The organism is Mucilaginibacter sp. P4_G9 (assembly GCF_056400985.1).
In genome coordinates, this window is record NZ_JBFUKF010000480.1 from 1 (window position 1) to 3495 (window position 3495).

The following is a 3495-nucleotide window of genomic DNA, read 5'->3' on the forward strand; positions in this document are numbered from 1 at the left end:
GTGCAGGTATAGGCATAGACGCACTGTACAACGCTTTTAGCCGCAGCGGGCGAAATGCCGAAAAACTACGCGAAACAATTGAAAAAGATTACCATCAAAGAGAGATAGATTTTAGGTTTAACCGTGTATTTGTTGCCAGTGTAACCCATCTTAAAGACCAACAACTTACCGACTTTATGCAACGCTATCGCCCCGGCTACTTCCTGGTAAAAACAGCTACCGATTACGAATTTATAACCACTATTAAATCCAACCTGCGACGGTTTTTACGCTCGTCGAAGACATCGTATACTTTAGCACCATTGGTTACACCAAAGGTGGGGGCGAATTAGAAAGTCTATTAATTTATCTAATCAAGAACCATTGTGAGTGTTATCTATTCAGGTTTGGTTTTTCTGAAGGAATTACCGCATTTCTTTATCATTCAGTTTTCCATAATCTTTAAGTATGATGTTATTATACTTTTCGAGTAAACTGATATATTTTTCCATCCAATAGTGTACCGCGTTTGAATCCTCTTCATCCAAAATTAAACTTTGTTTGATCGCTTTTTCCTCAAACGCTTGTTTCATTTTATCAAATCCCGGAATATCTTTAGAAAAATCATACCCGGTAACGTTCCCGATTTTGTATATAATTTCGAGGTCAAGATTTTTCATTCCGAACCAGTTGTAAACTGTACGGCGGCTGACGTTTAAATTTTTGGCAATTTCTGAAATACACATGCATTCCCGATGAAGCACTTTTTCCAAAATAAGTCCAAGGTCAGGTTGGCCGAGGGTTAAATTTTCGTTACCAATATCATTATCAATCGAAGAAATATTCATGGCATTAATTCCCTTTAGTACAACACAAACAGTTATATAATTATAGGAAGTTAATTATTTAAGCGAAGGTGGCTTGCTTTACCGGGATTGAAACCATTTTGCCCGGGTAATGCAAATTTCACCTTGGTAATACAAATTTAATTTATCTAATATAATAAAACTTTACCTAATATAACAAATTATGCAATAATTGAGCCAATTGTAAATGGACCGATAAAACGCTAAAAAGATGCTGATTAAAAATGAGGCAAATCTTGCGGCATGTGCTGGTATTGGCAGATCTCCGGAACCCTTGTGCTTAACTGGTGTTTTTTATTCTTTATATATCAGTCAACAAAAGGAGAGGTGTATATCCTTTGGACTAAGGTAAATAAAAAAAGCCTCTCAGATTTCTCTAAGAGGCTTTCGAGGTAGCGGGAGCAGGACTCGAACCTACGACCTTCGGGTTATGAGCCCGACGAGCTACCAACTGCTCCATCCCGCACTGTTTGTTGGGCTGCAAATGTATGATAAGTTTTGGCATTACAGTGTAAAATAATTGAAAATCTACTTTCTACGGGGGATCTTATTTAATCAGTGGTGATATAACTTACCTGGCCCCCCCAGCACACCTAAAGATGATTATGCTATGGTAATATGGTTCCAAAGGATTCTTTCTGGGGTTGAATGAGGCTTTTTAGCGTGCTAAATTATGATGGTTAAATCCCCCATTTTATTAATTTTAAACTATTTAACCGCTTTGTCATCATTAACACTAATTTTGTTATGTATAAAAATGTTGTTTTCAATTTATTACGTATCAAGGGCAATTAATGGAATTTGAGGGTTTAGTAAGTAAGCGGTTTGATGACCTGCACGTATGTGTTATCATCCCCACCTATAATAATCATCTAACCCTGGCCGGTGTAATTACAGATGTATCTGCCTATAGCAACCATATCATTGTAGTTAATGATGGTTCAACAGATGATACCGAAGCTATCGTAAAAACATTCCCACAAGTACAGCTCATCAGCTATCCTGATAATGTGGGGAAAGGCTGGGCACTACGCCAGGCATTTGCCTATGCCATGCAAAAAGGCTATAAATACGCCATCACCATTGATTCCGACGGGCAGCATTTTGCCAAAGATATTCCTGTATTTTTAGATAAACTTGAACAGGTTCAGGACGCCATCATTATTGGTTCCCGTAATATGAGCCAGGCCGCGGTACCAGGTAAAAGCAGTTTCGGGCATAAATTTTCCAATTTTTGGTTTTGGGTAGAAACAGGGATCCATTCACCCGACACGCAATCAGGCTTCAGGTTATATCCATTATACCTGTTAGAGGGGATGAAGTTTTATACCCGCAAATATGAGTTTGAGATCGAGGTGATCGTTCGGGCCTCATGGCGCGGTGTATACATGGATTCGGTGCCGGTGAGCGTGTATTATGCACCAAAGGAAACCCGGGTTTCGCACTTCCGTCCCGTTACAGATTTTTCGCGGGTTGGCGTGCTAAATGCCTTTTTGGTAGTAATTGCCTTTGTCTGGATTAAACCGCGCGAGCTTTTCCTGAATTTATCAAAAAAAAAGGGGCGGAAAAAAATAATAGCCACCTTATATAATCCCAATGATTCCGACGAGGTAAAAGCCTTATCTATAGGCTTTGGTATTTTTATGGGGATAGTGCCCATCTGGGGTTTTCAGTTAGCTGTAGCCATATTTTTGTCTATCATATTTAAACTCAATAAGGCCCTTGTAGTATTTACGGCACATATCAGTTTCCCGCCAATGATCCCTGTTATTATATTTTTAAGTTACAAAGCCGGTGAGTACTGGATGGGCAATAGGGTTACCAATATAGCTTTCAGCTCAAAAATATCCTTCAAAACTGTTGGCGAACATATGGAGCAATATATTTACGGCAGCCTTACACTGGCTGTTGTTGCATCACTTACGGTTGGCCTTATAACTTACGCTTTACTAAAATTGTTAAAAAAAGCACCCGCTGCCATATAAGTAAGCCATTAAATGGAAAAAGGTCTTGTCCTCATATACCATTATTTTACCAGGAACAGGGGTATTTTTTATACGGTATTTGCTGCTTGCTTTTTGTTGATGGGCTATTTTGCATCGCAGGTAAAGTTTGAGGAGGATATCAGCAAAGTTATCCCCAGGGATAAAAAAATAGCCAAGCTGAACGAAGTTTTCCAGAACTCTAAGTTTTTAGATAAGCTGGTGATCATGGTATCGCTAAAGGACAGCACAGCTATTGTAAATCCCGACAGCCTGGTAGCTTTTGCTGATGAATTTGCGGCTGCCGTACAGTCCAAATTTACGCCTTATATTGGCAAAGCCAGTTTTAAAGTTAATGATGATGTGGTAATGAACCTGTTTGGCACCATCAGCCAAAAGTTGCCGATTTACCTGGCAGAAAAGGATTATCAAACCGTCGACACCCTCATTACACCCGAAAAAGTTAAACAAACTCTGGCCTACGATTACCGCACGCTTACGTACCCGGCAGGCATTGCCCTAAAAAGCATCATTAGTAACGACCCGGTGGGCATCTCTTTCATCGGCTTGAAAAAATTACAAGAGCTGCAGTATGATAAGAATTTTGAACTTTACGATAATTACGTAGTTACCAAAAACCGCAAAAACCTGCTCATGTTCATCACCCC

Annotated in this window: 3 protein-coding genes, 1 tRNA gene and 1 pseudogene; 3 read left to right on the plus strand and 2 right to left on the minus strand. The window is 39.5% G+C overall.

What is annotated here, in order from left to right:
• Window positions 1–332, plus strand: a pseudogene (locus tag AC1DPZ_RS24085) (hypothetical protein); the annotation flags it as partial.
• Between the two features lie 72 nt (window positions 333–404).
• Here the strand turns inward: AC1DPZ_RS24085 and AC1DPZ_RS24090 are convergent.
• Both AC1DPZ_RS24090 and AC1DPZ_RS24095 read right to left on the minus strand, forming a co-directional pair.
• Complete coding sequence (locus tag AC1DPZ_RS24090) at window positions 405–827, minus strand: helix-turn-helix domain-containing protein (RefSeq protein WP_477408260.1); 423 nt, start codon at window positions 825–827, stop codon at window positions 405–407.
• 411 nt (window positions 828–1238) lie between these two features.
• Window positions 1239–1311: transfer RNA gene (locus AC1DPZ_RS24095), tRNA-Met, on the minus strand.
• Between the two features lie 328 nt (window positions 1312–1639).
• Here AC1DPZ_RS24095 and AC1DPZ_RS24100 point away from each other — a divergent pair.
• On the plus strand, window positions 1640–2830 hold the full coding sequence (locus AC1DPZ_RS24100) for a DUF2062 domain-containing protein (RefSeq protein WP_477408262.1): 1191 nt from the start codon (window positions 1640–1642) through the stop codon (window positions 2828–2830).
• A 12-nt stretch (window positions 2831–2842) separates the two neighbouring features.
• Window positions 2843–3495: hypothetical protein (locus AC1DPZ_RS24105; protein ID WP_477408264.1), on the plus strand; the 653-nt coding region annotated here is incomplete at its 3' end.